The organism is Microbacterium aurugineum, assembly GCF_023101205.1.
Classification (GTDB): domain Bacteria; phylum Actinomycetota; class Actinomycetes; order Actinomycetales; family Microbacteriaceae; genus Microbacterium; species Microbacterium aurugineum.
On the sequence record NZ_CP078078.1, the window covers coordinates 2,573,408 to 2,592,455 of the forward strand.

Below are 19,048 nucleotides of genomic sequence, written 5' to 3' on the forward strand. Positions count from 1 at the left end.
AACGGATCAGAACCACCTGGTGAGGAGTTCCCAGAGCCAGTCGAGGATCGCGCCGATGATGCCGCCGGCGCGGTTGACCTTGACGGTGGCGGTCGCCTCGTCGCCATCGGCCTGTGCCGCCGCGACGGTGTACTTGCCCGAGGGAGCGCTCTTCGGCACCGTCACCTGCGTGCTGAAGGTGCCGTCCGCGGACACCTGGACCGTGCCGACCTCGACCGGCTTGCCCTTCTTCGGGCGCAGCTCGATCGTCACCGTCTCACCGGGCTCGTACCCCTGGCCGGTGACCTTGAGGTTCTTGCCCGCCGACACCTTGGACGAGCCCAGGGCGATCGTGCCCGCGAACTCCTCCTCGCCGGCGATCGTGAACGGCACCTGCACGGTGGTCCCCGTCCCGGCGACCGCGACGGAGAGGACCTGTTCGCCGAAGACACCCGACGGAACCGTGAAGGTCAGAGCGGCACGACCGCCCTCATCCGTGGTGTCGACGATCGTCGGATCCACCGCACCCGTCGCCAGGACGGTGTCTCCCAGCGAGAGCGACACCTCTCCCGGAGCCGGCTCGCCCGCGCTGAACGCCAGCGACGAGAGCGACACCGTGACCTGGTCACCGGCGCTGTACCCGTCGGCGTCCGCCGGGCTGACCGACACACCGACCGCGCGCTGGGCGTAATCGGGGCTGGCGGTCTTGTTCGCGTCGAACCAGTCGACCATCGACTGCAGGTCGATCTTGCCGGTGTCGCGCTTGCCCGTGCCCTCCTTGAAGGTGGAGAAGTTGTCTCCTCCCGCAGCGAGGAACGAGTTGGCCGCGACCGTGTAGTCCGCCGCAGGATCCACCGGCGTGCCGTCGAGCGTCATCGAGGTGATCCGCGAACCCTGTGCCGCTGCGGGGTCGTACGTGTAGACCAGCCCCTTCGAGACCCCGAGCTTCAGGAACGGACGTGCCGAACCCGCCGGCTGCCACTGCTCCTCGAGCACGCTCTTCAGCTGCGCACCCGTGAGCGTGAGCGTCACGAGCGTGTTGGCGAACGGCTGGACCGTCGCCGCTTCTCGGTAGGTGACGTTGCCGTCGGGATCGGATGCTCCGGAGGACGCGTACATGAGGTTCGCGCGGATGCCGCCCGGGTTCATGAGAGCCAGGTCGGCGCCGGTGGACGACTGCTGCACGTCGGCGACGAAGTTGCCGATGGTGGACTCTCCACCGCGGTTCTCCGAGCCGTTGGTCTGACGCGCGCGGTTGAAGTCCGCCGTGATGTCGCCGACCTTGATCGCTCCGAGGACATCGGCCTCGGCCTTCGCCTTGTCGACGATCGTCTGCACCTCCGGCACTGCCGGATAGAGCGGCTTGCCGGCCTCGGTGAGGGGCTTGATCTCGTTGGTGATCGAGATCAGGTCCTTCGTGGTGGCGTCGACCTGGATGTTCATCAGACCCAGGTTCTCGCCGTACTGCCCCGCGGAGACGACCGGGCGGCCGTCGATCACGTGGTTGTAGGCGAGGTGGGTGTGGGCCGACACGATGGCGTCGACGTCTTCATCGACCCCGTACACGATCTCGCCGAGCGGCGAATCCGGGGTGATACTCGACAGCTCGACGCTGGAAGCGCCCTCATGCACGAGCAGGATGATGACATCCGCCTCACCGTTGGACTCGTCGCCGTCGCGCAGGTCGTCGGCCACCGCGTTCACGGAATCGGCGATGCTCCGGACTTCGAGGTCCGCGATGCCCTCCGGCGAGACGAGCGAGTCGAGGTCCTCGGTGACGGCTCCGATGAAGCCGACCTTCACACCGTCGAGCTCCTTGACCCAGGCGGGGGCGAGCGCCGGCTCACCGGTCTCGGTGACGAACACGTTCGAGGCGATGTACTCCCAGTCGGCGCGGTCCTGCACCCGATCGCGCAGGTCCTCCCAGCCCTGGTCGAACTCGTGGTTGCCCGCTGCGCTGACGTCGAGACCGGCCGCGTTGAGGGCGTCGATCGTCGGGTTGTCGTCGTTGATGAACGAGGTGAACGTCGAGGCGCCGATCAGGTCGCCGGCGCCGGCGAAGATCGTGTTCGGGTTCGCCTCACGGAACTGCTTCACAGCCCCTGCCAGCACCGCGGCTCCCGCGGCGGCGCCGTCGGCTTCGATCCTTCCGTGGAAGTCGTTGACCGTGACGACGTCGATGCTCACCGGCGGGATCTCCGCGGAGACGCCGACGATGATGGGGTCGTGGTCGCTGGAGCGGTACGGGGTGCCCTCCTCGGTGGCGCCGAACGCGTAGCCGCGGTCGCTCCACTCCGGAGAGTTGATGCCCCAGACTCCGGCTCCCGTGATCGACGAGGCCAGCGACGGCGACGCGATCACGTGGTCGAGGGAACCGAGCTCACCGTCGAACGTGTAGGTGTACTGTCCCGATGCCGTGTCGGCGACCAGGTCGCTCCACCCCTTCGAGGTGAACACGTCGATCGGGTCCTCCTCGCTGTAGGCGTTGAAGTCGCCGATCAGCAGCATGTCGCCGCTGCCCGTCGTCTCCTCCAGGTCTTCCGTGAAGGCGAGGATCGCGTTCGCCTGCGCGACGCGGTCGGCGTTGAAGAAGCCCTGCCCGTCGGCCGGCTCGGCGCCCGCGCCCTGGGGCGGCGACTTCGACTTCAGGTGGTTGGCCACGACCGTGACCACACGGCCGTCGATGTCGAACGCCTGGGCGATGGGCTCGCGGGCGTTGCCCCACACGCTCTCATCCGTGACGGTGGCACTGTCGCCCACCGTCGTGACGGCATCCTTCTTGTAGATGATGGCGTTCGTGATGTAGTCGGTGGTGGCCGCGTCGTTCAGCGCGTCGGGCGTGGGCACGTAGTCCCATACCTCGGCGCCCGCGTCGTCGTTGAGGCCGGCGACCAGATCCTTGAGCGCCGAGTCGATCGGCTTGCCCAGCTTCACGGAGTTCTCGATCTCCATGAGGGAGACGATCTCGGCGTCCAGGCCGTTGATCGCCGCGACGATCTTCGACTTCTGGATCGCGAACTGCGCGGCGTTCGCCGCACCCCGGGCGTTCGAGTTCTCGCTCTTCAGCGTCGTGAAGTAGTTGTAGACGTTGAACGAGGCCACCTGGACGTCACCGCCGACCTCCGGAGCCGACGCGGTCCGCGGGTTCGTCGCCTCGAATCCGACCTTGAGGTCGGCCGACGAGGAATCGTCGATCGGCACGACCGGCTGCAGACGCCAGTCGTCGAACCCCCACTGCAGCACGTAGCCGTTGTCGCTGAAGTCCACGACGTCGCCGTTGCGGACGACGGTGTCCTTCGTGAAGTACGGCTGCTCGCCGGGGTGGCCGCTGTTCGTGACCTGGATCGACCAGCCGTCATCCAGGAGGATGCGGTTAGCGCGGTTGGCCGCGGCGATCGCGGTGGCCTCGTCGCCGGGGCGCGTGGTCTCCGTGCTCTTCACCGCGAGGTCTTCACCGGCGTTCAGCCAGAGCGTTCCGTAGTTGTACAGCTGGTGGCTGGAGGCCAGGCGGTAGCTTCCCTCCGGTGCCACGTACATGTTCTCGTACTGCTCCCGATCGGCACCGCGCACCGAGTCCGGCAGCGGTGTGACGGCGGGGACGCCGACTCCCGCGGTCAGCACCGCGACGTCACCGGCCGCGGCCGGGGTGATCTGGGTCTGCCCGAAGTACTCGCTCACCGCACCGGTCACCGAGACGAGGTCGCCGATCTCGAGTGTCGGGGACAGCGCGTTCAGGAAGACGAACACCCCGTCCGAGGCGCCCGGCGTGGCATCCGTCGCCCCGCCGGAGCCCTGGGTCTGGATGACGATGCCCTTGTAGCCGCCCGTGCGGTAGTCCGCCGTGACGACGCCCTCGACCTCGACCGTCTGGCCGTTCAGCGGGGAGACATCGGTCGTGCCCTGGACCTCGGCGATCGTCGCCGCGATCGGATCCTCACCCGGGTCCGTTCCGGGGTCGGTGCCGCCGGAGCCCTGCGGGGTGATCGTCGCAGAGAGCGTGAAGTCCGCGCTGTTGTCGTCGGTGTCGACAGCGTCCGTGCGGTTCAACGACTTGACGTCGGTGTTCCCCGACGGCGCCGTGGCCGCCTTCGTCTCGAAGGTGTTCGACGAGCCGTAGCCGAGCAGGTCGACCACACCGTCCACACCCACCGTCGAACCCGGCGTGAGAGTGACGGCGGCGGTGCCCTCGACGAGGGCGAGTGTGCCGTTGGTGCCGCTCGGAGTGAGGGTGGTGACGGCATCCGGCGTGGGGAGCTCGGCACCGTTCGCGCCGTTGCTGTTGCCCTGCACCAGGTAGTAGCCGCCGGCGGGGATCTCCCCGGTGAGCGCGGCCACACCGTTGAAGGCGCCTGTGCCGCTGGCGGACCGGTACTGCAGCGACATGCCATCGAGGGTGATCGCGGCGGACGTCGGGTTGTAGAGCTCGACGAACTTGTTCTTGAAGGCCGCCCCCGCGCTGCCGCCGGAGAGATACGCCTCGTTGATCACCACCCCCGTGCCCGTGGTGTCGGCTGCGGCGGGAACGGCGGCCAGCGAGCCGAAGCTCAGCGCGGCGACGCAGGTCACGGCGAGAGCGCCGATGCGCCCCCGACTTCTACGGTGCGAGACCGGAACCATGCGGTTCCTCTCGTCTGGGGCGGACATCATCGGTGCTGTCTCCTCGGTCGGGTTCGACACTACTCAGGACTGTCACGGCACACAGGGGAAACTCCCAGCGCGCTCACATGGTGCGAGCATACGGAGCGGTCAGGACATCCTCAACGGAGTTTCCCGATTCGTCACCGAGCGCTCACCGGATGGCCCGAGGGACCCCTGACGAAGGTCGCTATCGCCGCACGGGAGCACACAATTGCGCACCGTCGAGCGCGCGGATGCGCGCGATGATCAGGTGGTTTCCCGACCGAGAGCGTCTTCGAACTCCTCGACCTCGCGCTCCCAGGCATCTTTCGCCAGGCGGTACCAGAGGTAGAAGGCGAAGCCCGCGAAGATGGCCCACTCGACCGCGTAGAAGACGTTCAGCCAGTTGACCGGCGACATCTCCTCGGGTGCGGGCGACGAGATGTCGACCAGCCCCGCGGACGCCGTGGTCGAGGCGAGGTAGGGGCGGTACACGTGAAGCTGCTCGATGTCGTGCCATCGGCTGAGCAGGGCGGCGGGCGACATCCGGTCCAACTGCTCGGGAGCGGAGTGCGGGGGGACACGGGGCCCTTCGTCCGAGATCACCCGACCGGTCACCTCGACCTCTGACCCGTCCGCGTCGGCTTCGAGCTCTCGCACGGCCGCATCCGCGGTCTCCCGATCGGGGGTCCACCCGATCGCGACGGCGATCGACGTGCGCTCTGCGACCCGCAGCTGTCCGGTCACCCAGTACCCCGGGACATCGTCGTTGAAACGGCTCGACACGACGATGAAGTCCTCGGGGATCCAGCGCCCCGAGGTCTCGACGCGCTGGCCCACGAGCGGCTCGGGGAGGTATTCACCCGGCTCGACGACATCGGTGAGCTGCTGCACCTGCTCGGTCTGGCCGGCGGGAGGCGGATCGGTGTCGATCGCGCGTTCCAACTGCCACTGGCCGAGCCAGGCGAACACCCCGGCGACGAGGAGGCACAGCAGCAGCACCCCGATCCAGCGCCCCCGGAGCATGACCTCGCGGAGGGTCGGGGGGAACAGAGCAGGAGTCGTCACGGTCGAGCGCTGTGCCTCAGGCCTCGTACGGCGCGAGCACGACCTCGACCCGCTGGAACTCCTTGAGGTCGGAGTATCCGGTGGTCGCCATCGACTTGCGCAGCGCGCCGATGAGGTTCGCGGTGCCGTCGGCGACCGGGGCCGGGCCGTAGAGGATCTCCTCGAGCGTGCCGATTCCCCCGACCTCGACACGACGGCCTCGCGGCAGCTTCGAGTGGTGGGCTTCGGGACCCCAGTGGAAGCCGCGGCCGGGCGCATCGGTGGCCCGAGCGAGCGCGACACCGAGCATGACGGCGTCCGCCCCCATGGCGAGCGCCTTGACGATGTCGCCGGAGGTGCCGACGCCCCCATCGGCGATCACGTGGACGTAGCGGCCCCCGGACTCGTCGAGGTAGTCGCGGCGAGCCGCGGCGACGTCGGAGACCGCGGTCGCCATCGGCGCGTGGATGCCGAGAGTGGCACGCGTCGTGGATGCCGCCCCGCCGCCGAAACCGACGAGCACACCTGCTGCGCCCGTGCGCATGAGGTGGAGGGCCGCGGTGTAGGTCGCCGCGCCACCGACGATGACGGGGACGTCGAGGTCGTAGATGAACTTCTTGAGGTTGAGGGGCTCCGCGACGCTCGAGACGTGCTCGGCAGACACGGTGGTGCCGCGGATCACGAACAGGTCGACGCCCGCTGCGGCGACCGTGTCGTAGTACTCCTGGGTGCGCTGCGGCGTCAGCGAACCGGCGACCGTGACGCCGGACTCGCGGATCTCGGCGAGTCGGCGGGTGATGAGCTCGGGCTTGATCGGCTCCGAGTACAGCTGCTGCATCCGGACGGTGGCCTCGCCCTCGTCGAGTCCGGCGATCTCCGCCAGCAGCGGCTCCGGGTCTTCATAACGCGTCCACAGACCCTCGAGGTCGAGGACGCCGAGCCCGCCGAGCTGTCCGAGCATGATCGCCGTCTGCGGGCTCACGACCGAGTCCATCGGCGCTCCCAGCACCGGGATGTCGAAGCCGAAGGCGTCGATCGTCCATGCGGTCGACACGTCCTCCGGGTTGCGCGTGCGCCGCGATGGCACCACCGCGATGTCGTCGAACGTGTACGCGCGACGTGCGCGCTTTCCTCGGCCGAGCTCGATCTCCATGGTCACCCGTCCAGCCTACCCGGGAGCGGGGGTCGGCTCGGGCGGACGCACGCGGCCCGGCTCCTGATGGTCGACCACGACCGAGACGACAGGGTCGGCACGATCTCGTCGACGTACTGGCAGCCACGCAACTGGATGTAGCGCTCGACCACCGTCTGCGTCGGCGCGTTCCTCTCCGGACGACCCAAGGTCGGATCCATCTGGAAGCCGACGATGAGGAAGTCGCACTGCCTCCGTATCGTCAGCGGGCGCGGGCCACGCGGCGCTCATCCCAGACCGGTTCGTCGGACTCGTACACGTCCCCGCCCGAGCCGAACACCAGGAACCGGTCGAACGATCGGGCGAACCATCGATCGTGTGTCACGGCCAGCACCGTGCCCTCGAATCGCGCGAGTGCCTGTTCCAGTGCCTCGGCCGATTCCAGGTCGAGGTTGTCGGTCGGCTCGTCCAGGAGCAGCAGCGTCGCCCCGGAGAGCTCGAGCAACAAGACTTGGAAACGTGCCTGCTGTCCACCGGACAGCGAGTCGAAGGTCTGCAGGGCCTGACGCACGAGCCCATAGCGGTCGAGCGCTGAGCTCGCGGCATCGCGTGGCATCCCGGTGCGCCGATCGTCACCCCGGTGCAGGATGTCGAGGAGCGTGCGTCCGACGAACTCCGGATGCGCGTGCGTCTGCGCGAACAGACCGGGCACGACCCGCGCTCCGAGCGTCGCTGCGCCGGTGTGCTCGACCACGCTCAGCTGCTCCCCCGACGAGGTGACGTGACCGAGCGTGGTGTCGGGGTCGCTGCCACCACGCGCGAGCAAGCGCAGGAAGTGGGACTTGCCCGACCCGTTCGAGCCGAGCACGGCGACGCGATCGCCGTACCAGATCTCCGTGTCGAACGGCCGCATCAGCCCGGTCAGCTCCAGGCGCTGCACGACCACGGCGCGCTTGCCCGTGCGCGCTCCCCGCAGGCGCATGTCGAAATCCTGCGCGGGCGGACGCTCCTCGGGCGGACCCGCCTCTTCGAACTTCCGCAACCGCGTCTGCGCCGCCTGGTACCGAGACGCGAAGCCGTCGTTCGCCGACGCCTTCACCTTGAGGTTCGCGACGAGGGTGCGCAGCTTCTCGTGCTGCTCATCCCAGCGACGACGCAGTTCGTCGAGCCGCTCCATCCGGTCCGCCCGCGCCTGCGGATAGGTACCGAATCCACCGCCGTGGACCCAGGCCGTGGCACCCGCGCCACCGGGCTCGAGCGTGATCAGCCGATCGATGGCACGTGCCAGGAGTTCCCGGTCGTGCGACACGAGCAGCACGGTCTTCGGCGTCGCCCGCAGCTGCTCCTCGAGCCAGCGCTTCGTCGGGACGTCGAGGTAGTTGTCCGGCTCATCGAGCAGCAGCACCTCGTCGGGTCCGCGCAGCAGCGCTTCGAGTGCGAGCCGCTTCTGCTCGCCCCCGGACAGCGTGGTGAGCTCGCGGAACCGCGCCCGCTCGAACGGCACCCCGAGCGCCGCGACCGTGCACTGATCCCAGACGGTCTCGTGCTCGTATCCACCGGCGTCGGCGTATTCGGCGATCGCCGACGCATACGCCATCTGCGTGTCGTGCTCGTCGCGCTCGATCAACGCGTTCTCCGCAGCTTCGAGCGTCTCGGCCGCGGTACGGATGCGCGCGGGCGCGACGCGCACGAGCAGGTGGTGGACCGTCTCCCCGGCCTCGCCGTGACCGACGAACTGGTCCATGACGCCCAGGCCGCCCTCGATCGTCACGACCCCGTCGTCGGCGGGCTGATCGCCGCGGATGATGCGCAGCAACGTCGTCTTGCCCGCGCCGTTGGGGCCGATGAGCGCACTCGTCGACCCGGAACCGACACGGAACGACACCTCGTCGAGAAGCGGTCTGCCGTCGGGGAGCGTCAGTGAGACGCTGGAGACATCGATGTAGCCCACGGTGCGTGGCCGTCCTTCCGCCCCGCATGTGCCGAGCCGACCAGGCTATCAGCGCGAGCGGCCGGGCACGAACCGCGGCCGGCCGCGTCAGTCGACGTGACCCAGGCTCGTGAGCGCTTCGGTGCGAGGGGCGACCGGGAGGACGAACCGGAACTCGGTGCCGACGCCCTCCTGACTCGTGACGTCCATGGTGCCGCCGTGCGCCAGGACGATCGCTCGCGTGATCGTGAGTCCGAGCCCCACCCCCGGTACGGCGTTACGTGTCGCGGTCGACGCGCGGAAGAAGCGCGTGAACAGCATTCCCTGCTCGTTCTCGGGGATCCCGACCCCGGTGTCCCTGACCGAGAGCTCCACTCCCTCGTCCACCAGGCGCACCCGCGCCGTGACCCGACCACCGCTCGGCGTGAACTTGATAGCGTTGGAGAGGAGGTTGTCGAGCGCCTGGCCGATCCTTCCGGAGTCGACCACGAGGCGGACCGGGTCAGGGCCGACCTCGGCGTCGATCTCGATACCCTCTCGTTGCGCGTGCGGGCCCGCCGACACCACCGCCGAACGGACGAGCTCGGCGACATCGGCCTCCTCGCGATCGAGCGGGAACCGCCCGGATTCCACCTGTGCGGTGAAGAGGAGGTCGCCGACGAGGTTGAGCAGGCGCTGCGCATTGCGCTCGATGATGGACACGAACTCCTGCTGGTCGCCGGTGAGCGGCTGACCGGGATCGTTCTGGAGCAGATCGAGGAATCCGATGATCGCGCTGAGCGGGGTGCGCAGCTCGTGCGAGATCATCCCGACGAACTCGTCCTTCATCCGGGCGACCTCGACCGCCCTGGTCTCGTCGGTGAGCACGAACAGGTAGCCCTGCTGCGCACCGGCGCCGTCCTTGTGGGGGCTCACGGTCACGCGGGCGGGAACGGTCGTGCCGCCCTCGGTCGTCACCTCGATGTCACCGTCGACCGTGAGTCCTGCATCGGCCTGCGCGAACAAGGCCTGGATCCCCGGCGAGAGCTCGTTCTCCCCCGAGCGGCGGTCATCGGACGGCGGCAGGCGGTCGGCGTGCTCCGCCGCCAGCATCGACAGGACGGCGGTGGAGAAGAAGCGATCGACGCGCACATCTTTCAGCGCCTCACCGGCCGAGAGCCCCAGCAGGCGCTCGGCCCCGGGGTTCCAGGCCGTGACGACACCGTCGCGCGTCGTCGCGATCACGGCCTGGGCGGTGATCGATGACCACAGGCTCTCGAACGAATCCAGGAGCTCGCGGTACTGGCGCTCCTTGTCGCGCAGCTGCACGATCATCGCGACGTTCTCCGACAGCGCCTTGGTGCGCTCGGCCACCAGCTCCTCGGCCTGCTGGACACGGAGGCGCTGCTGTCGGGCGAGCTGGTTGATGACCGCGGCCACCGCGGCGAACACCAGGGGAGCCACCACGCCGCGGAGCCACTCGGTCGAGGTGTGGGGCGGATCGGTGAGATACGGCATGAGCAGCGCGACAGACGTCAGGCCCGCGACCACGAAGACCCAGCGGATGCCGGGTGCCGCCGCCAGCCACACCACGGGGAGGAGAACGAGAGCGGAGAAGAGGGAGCCGGGGCCACCGGTACCGGTGCGGAAGAGGCCGAGGCCGATGATGTCGACGATCGGGATGAGCAGGACCGCCCATCCGTCGTGGATCCGCCGCGCGGTGAGCACCGCGGCGAGGACGGTGGCCCCGAGGACCAGAGCGATGCCACCGATCGCCGACGCGGCGTGGGTGACCGGCAGGTCCGGCACCCACCAGGTGAGCAGCCCCGCGAGGACGGCCGCGATGACCGTCGGCGCCTGTTTGAGCAGCGGGCTCGGGTCGTCGAAGATCCGATACCACCGGTTCTCGGCCCGGTCGAGCGGCGTGGCCCTCATCGCTCCACCCGCTCCACGATGGCGTGCAGGTCGGCCCCGGTGATGGGCTTCGGCAGAGCCGCATCCGCCGGCGGGTAGTCGGCCGCGTCGAGCACCGAGCTGATCACGAGGAAGCAGCGAGGGAACCGGTCCTGTACCAGACGCGCGCATTCCTGCCCCGAGATCCCGGGCAGGAGCAGGTCGAGCACCGCCAGGACCGGATCGATCTCTTCGAATGCGGCGATCGCCGACTCGGCGTCGCGGGCGATGAACACGTCGAAGCCCTCGCGATCGAGATAGCGGCGCAGCAGCGCCGCCTGATCGGGGGCGTCTTCCACGACCAGGGCCAACGGCCTCCCGGTCATCGAAGGAACAGCTCTCGCACGATGACGACGGCGACGACGACGACGAGAGCGATGATCGCCTGCGGGATCAGTCGCCGCTCGCGGCGCGCATCCTCGGCGATCTCCTCCGCTTCGGTGTCGTGTGACGGTGCTGCGGTCATGAGTCCACACGTCCGATCTTCTCGGTCTTGATCCAGGAGGCGTCGGCGCGACGCCATTCTTTGATGTACGAATCCACGGTGATGGCGCAGAGCAGGGATCCGTAGCCGCAGATGTAGAGGAGCAGGCCGGCGAAGAAGCGTCCGGCAGGGAGCGGTTCCACCGCGCGGGCGAGCCAGATCCCCAGCATCGAGATCGGACCCCACAGATAGAAGATCACCGCCCAGGTGAACAACGTCTGCTCGGTGGCGCGCTGGCCGAGCGCCTGCAGAAGCGCCTGGAACAGCCACGGGAAGAGGGCGATGGCCATGAGGAGGAGCGCCCCGAGCCCGGGGAACATGATCGCCTCACGCCAGGAATGCCTCCCCGTTCGCGGGTCGAGCTGCACGGAGAAGAGTATCGAGAAGAGATAGATGCAGGCCGCCGAGATCCACATGAAGCGGAACACGAACTCGGCGATGTCGCTGTGCAGCACCAGCAGCGCGAGCATTCCCGCCGCGGCGAGGAGCATGAACGCCGGCAGCAGCAGGATCGTGAACCAGGCCAGACCGAATGAGAAGCTCCCCAGGCGATGGGTGGGGCTCGGACGGAACCACAGCTTCCGGTAGATCGATGTCAGCTGCACGTTGCCCCGCGCCCAGCGCAGGCGCTGCTTCCACAGGCTGTCGATCGTCCGCGGCTCTTCGGCCAGCACGACGGCGTGCGGCTCGAAGACCATGCGCCGCCCCTTGAGCTGACCTTCGAACGTGGTCATGGTGTCTTCTGCGAGGGTCCCCGTCGGGATGCGTCCGCCGATCGCCTCGAGGTTCGCGCGGGAATGCAGCTGCGCCCCGCCGGCCAGGCACGCGATCGCGCCGCCGACGTTCTGCACCCGGCGCGCGGAGAGCTGCCCGATCACGTACTCGATCGCGATGAAGCGCGTGAGGTAGTTGCGGTCGCGACTGCCCTCGGCGATGTATGCGGTCGCGGCACCGACGTCGTCGTCGGCGAGATGCCGGCTGAGCTTGCGGAGGGAGTCGCGTGCGAAGATGACGTCCGCATCCATGATGAGCACGGCTTCGGTCCACTCGTCCGCGAGCGCGACCTCGAGTCCGTGGTTGAGCGTGTGGGCCTTGCCTTCGCCGCCCTTCTCGCGCCGCAGGTGCACGACGCGTCCAGGATGTGCTGCCGCCTTCGCGGCGACGATGGTGGGCGTGTCGTCCGTGGACGCATCGTCGACGACGAAGATCCTCAGTCGCTCGCCGGGGTACTCCAGCTGGAGCAGCCGTTCGATGGCGGGGCCGATGACGAGCCCCTCGTTCCATGCCGGGATGATGACCGCGACGTTCGGGTGATACGGGGCCGCTTTGCCGTAGTGGTTGCGGAACGCGTGCAGTGGCAGCACGAGGAACTGCAATCCCGTGTTGACGACGGGCAGCGTGCCGACCAGCACACAGAGCAGGAGGACGACGACGAGCACCGTCTGGAGCCAGGTCAGATCCGTCATGAGGAGGCCTCGATCGCGTCGAGCAGTGGGATCACACGGGAGTATCGGCCGACATCCGCCGCTTCATGACTGTCCGTGGAGGCGACGAGCTCTCCACCCGCCCGTCGCAGGGCCGACAGCACTTCAGGCCCGGGGCACGCCCATTTCTCGTTGACCTCCACCCGTGTCCCGGTCTCGACGGCGGCACGCGCCCAGGCCTGCGTCCGCTCTGCCCCGAGATCCTGCTCGGACAGCCCGATCTTGGGCAGGAGGGAGAAGCAGTGCGCGAGCTGGTTCCCCGGGTACCGGCGCATCGCGGCGATCAGGGCGTTCACGAGCTGGTCGAGCACATCGTCCACCGCCCACCCTGCGGCGATCCGCTCGCGCACGACGGACGGGCCGAGCGGACCGTCGACACCCGGGTACTGATGGTCGGCGATCAGGATCCGGTCGATGCCGTCCGGCAGAGCCGGGATGTCGAGGGATCCGGAGCTGTCGAGGATCTTCGCTTCCACACCGGTGAGCACCACGAGCCCGTCCGGCACCCGGAGAGCGCGCACGGCGGAGAGGTACTCGGGCACCCAGGTGGTGCTTTCACGCACATGGTCGACCAACCGCACCGTGCTCAGGCCCGACGCTGCCGCGGCCTCGACATTCTCGGAGAGCGTCGAGACGGCGTCGTCGGAGAAGGTCGAATGGACGTGGTGATCGCCGCGAAGCAGGGGGTGGCTCACAGCTCCTCCTGGTGCCCCGCGTGGTCGGAGACCAGCACGTCCTCGACCTCGACGATCACGTCTTCCAGGAAGCGCACCGAGGCGACCTCACGGAACGGGATGTTCACCGGCAGCTCACGCCCCAGGAACAGATCCGCGACGAGCGATGGAATGTCGACCCCGGCCGCGATCGTGAGCGGCAGCGCCCCCGGGAAGCGCGGGTTGACCTCGAGCAGCACGGCACGACCGGTGCGGTCACGACGCAGCTGCACGTTCGCGACGCCCACGAGTCCGATGGCCCGCGCGATCGATGCGGCGGTCTCCTCGAGCTCGGGGTCACGCACGGTGCGTCCGGCGATCGCGACCCCCGAGTCGACCCTGGCACGGGTGCGCGGCACGGCGGCGACCACAGCACCCGCAGCATCGGCGATGACGTCGACCGAGTACTCCTCCCCTGGAAGGAAGTCCTGCACGATCAGGCCTTCGTCCGTGGGCAGCGCCTCGAGAGCGGCACGATCCGGCACGAGTCGGACGCCACGGCTTCCCGCACCCTGGCGAGGCTTGGCGAAGACCGGGAACTCCCAGTCGACGGCCTCCGCCTCGGGGCCGGCGAGGACTGTGCGGGGCGTGCGACCGGTCGGGGCGCATCGCTCGGCGAGGGCGAGCTTGTCGAGCGCGGTGTTCAACGTGTCCGCCGAGGGGGCGGCCAGGACCGCGGGGGCCAGCTCGTCCCGTCGTCCGGCGAGGGCGATGAGCTCGACATCCACCGTGGAGATCACGAGGTCGAGGGCGTCGGCTTCGACCATCCGCGCGATGGCCGGCACGAAGTCCACGTCCCGCCCCGGTGGCACCAGACGACGCTGCGCCGGGGGCACCAGATAGATGCCGCTCGCCCATCCGTCCATGTCGGCGGCGAACACGGTCAGATCGGCTCGGCGGAGGAGGGAGCGGATCACGGCCACACCTGCCGGACCTCCCGCGCCGGTCACCAGTACGCGCGTCGTCATCAGCTCTCCCGTCGGCTGAGTTCGTGGGCACCGATGAACTCCGCCGTCTCACGCACGACCTCGAGGGGTTCGACGGCTGTCCCACCCCCGAACCGCGACCAGTATCGTGCGGTCGCCGTGACGAACTCGGGTGCGAGGTACTCCCGGCTCGCGGTCTGCGAGTGGAAGCTCTCCAGGAGCCGGAGCTTCTCGTCCAGGTACTGGTCGATCCGCACGAACCGCGTGGGGCGGAAGTCGATCGTCGACGAGGGGCTCTGGTAGCAGGCGACCGTGCCGACACGCCGAGTGGCCACGATCGTGGCCTCACTCACGGCCCGGTGATCCTGGTGTCTGTCGTGACCCGAATGCGTGTAGACGATGGTGGGGCGGATCTCCTGCACCACCTCTTCGATGAGGCGCACGGTCGATCCGCCGCCGGGGATCTCGGTGTCGACGAGGTCCTTGAGGAAGAGCCGGGCGCCGAGCAACTCGGCCGCGGCCAGCGACTCGTCCTGTCGGCTGTCGGCGTCACCGCCTCTGGCACCGCGGGAGAGGGTGAGGATCGTGATCTCGTCGCCCGCCCTGGCGTGGGCCGCGAGAAGTCCGCCGACGCCGATCTCCACGTCATCGGGGTGCGCGCCGATCGCGAGCACCCGTTCCGGTTGGCGGGCCCCCTCCCGGCGCCGACGCCCCTCCTCGATCAGCCGGGTGACGGACTCGACGAGTTTGGCGTTGTCGAGCGGTTTCGTGAGGAACTCGTCCGCCTGCGCACGCAGCGCGGAGACCGCGTACTCGACGGAGACGTGGGCCGTCATCACCAGCACGGGCACGGTCGGAACCGTTCGACGCAGCTCGGCCAGCAACTCCAGGCCGCTCAGCCCCGGCATCTCGATGTCGGTCACGACGACGTCGGGGCGCTGAGCGCCGACACGCTCGACGGCGACCTGACCGTCTTCCGCGACATCGACGATGCAGCCCGCCCGCCGCTCGAGCACGGTCTTGACGAGCAGGGCGACGTCCGGATCGTCATCGACGACGAGAACGCGAGGAGAATCCTCAGGCATGGATACAGCTCTCCTTGGGGAGGTTCCCTGACCGATGGGGATCGGCCTGCGATCTCGGTGCCTTCATCACCGGAACCGCCGGGAAAGTCGAGCGGGGTATGTCGATTCTGGCATACACGGCCGTCTTCCCCGCGACTTCGTTCTCACGAGGTCGCACGTGCCGCGCGCTTCTCCTGCTGATACACCCGGATCGCCTCGTAGCGCTCTGCGGACCGAGCCCGACGCTTGGCCGCCTCCTCGTCGCGGTTCTTCGGGGGCGCCGTCGTGACGAGCTCGTCCAGGAGCACCCGGGTCGCCTGAGCGATCTCGGTGACAGCGCGATCGAACACGGCTCGATTGGCACGGGACGGTGCCGTCGTCCCGGCGATCTTGCGCACGAACTGCAGGGCTGCGTCGTGGCACTCGTCGTCGGTCGCGGCAGGCTCGAGGTTGTTGAGCGGGACGATGTTTCGGCACATACCCGCACGCTACGCCTGGGGCCGCGTCGGCGGAAGAGTCCGTGCGACCGTGCCGCGTCCGGAGGGGATGGTGCGGGCGTCGACGGCGGGGACACCACGACGAGGAGGGACCGGATACCGCGGTATCCGGTCCCTCCTCGTCTGCCGGGGTTACTTCTTGTAGTTCGGTGCCTCGACCACGATCTGCACGTCGTGCGGGTGCGACTCCTTGAGCCCCGCCGAGGTGATGCGGACGAACTTGCCCCGCGTCTTGAGCTCTTCGATGGTGCGCGCGCCGACGTAGAACATCGACTGCCGGAGACCTCCGACCAGCTGATAGGCCACGGCGGCGAGCGGCCCGCGATACGGGACCTGCCCTTCGATGCCCTCCGGGATCAGCTTGTCGTCGCTCGGGACGTCGGCCTGGAAGTAGCGGTCCTTGGAGTACGAGGTCTGCTTGCCGCGCGTCTGCATCGCACCCAGCGAGCCCATGCCGCGATACTGCTTGAACTGCTTGCCCGATTGGAAGACGATCTCGCCGGGCGACTCGTCGGTGCCGGCCAGGAGCGAACCGAGCATCACCGCATCGGCGCCGGCGACGAGGGCCTTCGCGATGTCGCCCGAGTACTGCAGACCACCATCGGCGATCACCGGGACACCGGCGGGACGAGCGGCGAGCGACGCCTCGTAGACGGCCGTGACCTGGGGCACGCCCACGCCCGCGACGACGCGCGTGGTGCAGATGGATCCGGGTCCGACGCCGACCTTCACCGCGTCGACGCCGGCGTCGACCAGAGCCTGCGCGCCCTCCCGGGTCGCCACGTTCCCGCCGATGACGTCGATGTGCTCGAACGATGCGTCGGCCTTCAGGCGGCGGACGAGATCGATCACGCCCTGGGACTGCCCGTTGGCGGTATCGACGACCAGCACGTCGACCCCCGCGTCACGCAGCGCCTCCGCGCGCTCCCACGCGTCTCCGAAGAAGCCGATGGCCGCACCGACGCGGAGTCGCCCCTGGTCGTCCTTGGTCGCGAGCGGGTACTTCTCGCTCTTGTCGAAGTCCTTGATGGTGATCAGTCCTGCGAGCTTGCCGTCGCCGTCGATCAGCGGCAGCTTCTCGACACGGTGCTTGGCGAACAGGGCGATGACCTCGCCGGCGGCGACGCCGACCGGAGCGGTCACGAGGTTCTCCCGCGTCATGACGTCTTTGACGAACGTGCTCTGACGCTCGAAGCCGGAGACGAAGCGCATGTCGCGGTTGGTGATGATGCCGACGAGCTTGCCCTCGTCGTCCACGACGGGGAGACCCGAGATGCGGTACTTCGCGCACAGGTTGTCGACCTCTTCGACCGTGGCGTCCTGCGTGGTCGTGATGGGGTCGGTGATCATGCCCGACTCGCTGCGCTTGACGCGGTCGACGTGCGCGGCCTGATCCGCGATGGAGAGGTTGCGGTGGAGGATGCCGATGCCGCCCTCACGCGCCATCGCGATCGCCATGCGCGACTCCGTCACGGTGTCCATCGCGCTCGACAGCAGCGGGGTGGCGACCGAGATGCGCCGCGTGATCCTCGACGAGGTGTCCGCCTCGCTGGGGATCACGTCGGTGTGCCCGGGCAGGAGCAGCACGTCATCGTACGTCAGTCCGACGAAGCCGAAGGGATCGTGCTGTTCCATGGATTCTCCTTCTGCGCGTGTCGCGCATGTCCGAGTGCGAGGGGGTGGTCGACGTCGGCCGTTCGCGGGGCAGCGGCCCGTATGAAGATTCTAAGCGAGACACGCCCGAGAACATTCCCAGATCCCCGTCGTTACCGGACCGTTGGCCCCGACGGTAGGTGATTCGCCGATCGCGCATTACGCTCAAGTGCGTCGTCCATCCCCGCGGTCGAACCCGACACCGCGGAGACACAGCACTCAAAGTGGAGGTTGCGTGGGACCCACAACAATCGCCGTGCATCGAAAGCGCCCCTGGCTGGTCGCCTTCCTCGGTATCCTCATGGCGCTCAGCGCCGTCTTGCTCCTGCCCCCTTCATCGGCCTCAGCCGAGACGACGGACGACGGACAGGAGATCACCGACTTCTACTTCGCCGGTGTCGTCACCAACGCGGACGAGCCCGTCGAAGGCGTCGTCATGTCCATCGAGGGCAACGGCTTCGAGGCCGAGACCGAGACCGACGCCGAGGGCAAGTGGCGCCTGTACGTGCCCGAGAAGGAGACGTACACCCTCACGGTCGACGAATCCACGCTTCCGGACGGAGTGATCGTCGACGCGACCCAGCTCCCCGAAGGCATCCAGCCCGTGTCGGGGACGACGGCCTCGTTCGAGCTCGAATTCGGCCTCACCGGGACCAAGATCGTCAACTTCTTCCTCGGTGCCGGCGAACGGGTGACGGTCTCCTTCCTCGATCAGCTCCTCTCGCGCATGGTGGGCGGACTGAACTTCGGTCTCCTGCTCGGCCTCGCCTCGATGGGCGCCGCGCTGATCTACGGGACCACCCGCCTGTCGAACTTCGCCCACGGTGAGATGGTCACGTGGGGCGCGGTGGTCATGCTGCTCTTCACCACGTTCTGGAACCTTCCGCCCTGGCTCGGCATCCTCGCCGCGGTCGTGGGCGGTGCGGCACTCGGCTGGGCCCTGGATGCGGGGATCTGGAAGCCTCTGCGCCGCCGAGGCCTGGGTGTCGTCCAACTGATGATCGTGAGCATCGGCCTCTCCCTCGCCCTGCGCTACGGCATGCAGTACATGATCGGCGGGAGCACCTACCAGCTGCCGGGCGCGAGTCCCGAGCCGATCAAGCTCGGGCCCATCTCGCTCTCCTACATCGACATGATCGCGATGGCGACGAGCATCATCGTGATCCTCGGCGTGGCCTTCTTCCTCACCAGGACCCGCACCGGAAAGGCGACCCGAGCGATCTCGGACAACCCGCAGCTGGCCGCCGCATCGGGCATCGACGTCGACAAGGTGATCCGCACGGTGTGGATCCTGGCCGGCACGCTCGCGGCGATCTCCGGCATCCTGTGGGCGTACTTCCGCCCCGGGGTCAAGTGGGACATGGGTATGCAGATGCTGCTGCTGATGTTCTGTGCGATCACGCTCGGCGGTCTCGGCTCCGCGATCGGCGCCCTGATCGGCTCGATCATCGTCGGCCTCGCGGTCGAGGTGTCGACCTTGTTCGGCGTACCGACAGACCTCAAGTACGCGACAGCACTGGTCGCACTGATCGTGATCCTGCTGGTGCGACCGCAGGGCATCCTCGGGCGCAAGGAAAGGTTGGGCTGACG

Annotated in this window: 14 protein-coding genes; 1 reads left to right on the top strand and 13 read right to left on the bottom strand. The window is 68.4% G+C overall.

Annotated elements, in window-relative coordinates:
* Window positions 1-6 precede the first annotated feature (6 nt).
* From KV397_RS12350 to guaB, 13 genes are all read right to left on the bottom strand, one after another.
* Complete coding sequence (locus KV397_RS12350) at window positions 7-4,596, bottom strand: ExeM/NucH family extracellular endonuclease (protein WP_261811390.1); 4,590 nt, start codon at window positions 4,594-4,596, stop codon at window positions 7-9.
* A 267-nt stretch (window positions 4,597-4,863) separates the two neighbouring features.
* Window positions 4,864-5,622: an SURF1 family protein gene (locus tag KV397_RS12355; RefSeq protein WP_131492589.1), complete on the bottom strand. Its 759-nt coding sequence runs from the start codon at window positions 5,620-5,622 to the stop codon at window positions 4,864-4,866.
* 58 nt (window positions 5,623-5,680) lie between these two features.
* On the bottom strand, window positions 5,681-6,796 hold the full coding sequence (locus KV397_RS12360; protein WP_047524178.1) for a GuaB3 family IMP dehydrogenase-related protein: 1,116 nt from the start codon (window positions 6,794-6,796) through the stop codon (window positions 5,681-5,683).
* 241 nt (window positions 6,797-7,037) lie between these two features.
* Window positions 7,038-8,726, bottom strand: a complete 1,689-nt coding sequence (locus KV397_RS12365) for an ABC-F family ATP-binding cassette domain-containing protein (RefSeq protein WP_261811391.1) — start codon at window positions 8,724-8,726, stop codon at window positions 7,038-7,040.
* Window positions 8,727-8,813: 87 nt separating this feature from the next.
* Window positions 8,814-10,619: an ATP-binding protein gene (locus tag KV397_RS12370; RefSeq protein WP_261811392.1), complete on the bottom strand. Its 1,806-nt coding sequence runs from the start codon at window positions 10,617-10,619 to the stop codon at window positions 8,814-8,816.
* Window positions 10,616-10,963 carry a response regulator gene (locus tag KV397_RS12375; protein WP_153243680.1) on the bottom strand — a complete coding sequence of 116 codons (348 nt, stop codon included), beginning with the start codon at window positions 10,961-10,963 and terminating at the stop codon, window positions 10,616-10,618. Before KV397_RS12375 ends, KV397_RS12370 begins: the two co-directional genes overlap by 4 nt.
* Window positions 10,960-11,103 (bottom strand): hypothetical protein, encoded by a 144-nt coding sequence (locus KV397_RS12380; protein ID WP_165875444.1) that lies wholly within the window; start codon window positions 11,101-11,103, stop codon window positions 10,960-10,962. The genes KV397_RS12375 and KV397_RS12380 overlap by 4 nt, the downstream gene beginning before the upstream one ends.
* Complete coding sequence (locus tag KV397_RS12385) at window positions 11,100-12,587, bottom strand: glycosyltransferase family 2 protein (protein WP_131492546.1); 1,488 nt, start codon at window positions 12,585-12,587, stop codon at window positions 11,100-11,102. The genes KV397_RS12380 and KV397_RS12385 overlap by 4 nt, the downstream gene beginning before the upstream one ends.
* Complete coding sequence (locus KV397_RS12390; protein WP_261811393.1) at window positions 12,584-13,300, bottom strand: PHP domain-containing protein; 717 nt, start codon at window positions 13,298-13,300, stop codon at window positions 12,584-12,586. The genes KV397_RS12385 and KV397_RS12390 overlap by 4 nt, the downstream gene beginning before the upstream one ends.
* Window positions 13,297-14,286, bottom strand: coding sequence for an ATP-grasp domain-containing protein (locus KV397_RS12395; RefSeq protein WP_153243677.1), 990 nt, complete (start codon window positions 14,284-14,286; stop codon window positions 13,297-13,299). Before KV397_RS12395 ends, KV397_RS12390 begins: the two co-directional genes overlap by 4 nt.
* The gene (locus KV397_RS12400) at window positions 14,286-15,329 is read right to left on the bottom strand and encodes a response regulator (RefSeq protein WP_131492552.1); all 1,044 of its coding nucleotides are present in this window, start codon (window positions 15,327-15,329) and stop codon (window positions 14,286-14,288) included. Before KV397_RS12400 ends, KV397_RS12395 begins: the two co-directional genes overlap by 1 nt.
* Before the next feature lie 143 nt (window positions 15,330-15,472).
* On the bottom strand, window positions 15,473-15,787 hold the full coding sequence (locus KV397_RS12405) for a DUF2277 domain-containing protein (RefSeq protein WP_047524170.1): 315 nt from the start codon (window positions 15,785-15,787) through the stop codon (window positions 15,473-15,475).
* Between the two features lie 150 nt (window positions 15,788-15,937).
* Window positions 15,938-17,440 carry an IMP dehydrogenase gene (gene guaB, locus KV397_RS12410; protein WP_047524169.1) on the bottom strand — a complete coding sequence of 501 codons (1,503 nt, stop codon included), beginning with the start codon at window positions 17,438-17,440 and terminating at the stop codon, window positions 15,938-15,940.
* 319 nt (window positions 17,441-17,759) lie between these two features.
* Between guaB and KV397_RS12415 the strand changes: the two genes are divergently transcribed.
* Window positions 17,760-19,046 (top strand): branched-chain amino acid ABC transporter permease, encoded by a 1,287-nt coding sequence (locus KV397_RS12415; protein ID WP_081997086.1) that lies wholly within the window; start codon window positions 17,760-17,762, stop codon window positions 19,044-19,046.
* The last annotated feature ends 2 nt before the right edge of the window (window positions 19,047-19,048 follow it).